This window comes from Vibrio sp. T9 (genome assembly GCF_003123985.1).
Taxonomy (GTDB): domain Bacteria; phylum Pseudomonadota; class Gammaproteobacteria; order Enterobacterales; family Vibrionaceae; genus Vibrio; species Vibrio diabolicus.
This window is the reverse complement of record NZ_NIGY01000183.1, coordinates 1-296: the sequence shown is the minus strand read 5'-3', so window position 1 is coordinate 296 and position 296 is coordinate 1. Positions and strand designations below refer to the sequence as shown.

Sequence of the window (296 nt, the reverse complement as noted above, 5' to 3'; positions counted from 1 at the left end):
TCCGAGAAAGACTGCAAGATGACGCCGGAGCAATTCCTGGCGCTACGTAGCGCTGTACAGCTCTATAAAGTAGATATGCCAAAGGTGAAGCGGATAAGCCCACAGGTTGGCAGCAAAGACGATTCGATCAGCGTGACCATTTTCCCCGATACAGGTTTGGCGATCCCAAAATTCGGTGTGCCAGGAGGGACAATGGCCATCACCTACATTTTTGATTCGTCAGGGTCGCATTTAGTGAAGAAAAACTATAACCGGTAAGGCGCAGTGTTCGCCTCGTATAGCGCGAATCTGCGAGG

At 50.7% G+C, this 296-nt stretch carries 1 protein-coding gene; it reads left to right on the top strand.

Translation table 11 applies throughout. The annotated features are described in order from the left end of the window. The coding region (locus tag CBX98_RS26010; RefSeq protein WP_206781405.1) for a hypothetical protein at positions 1-258 on the top strand (258 nt) is incomplete at its 5' end. Positions 259-296 lie beyond the last annotated feature (38 nt).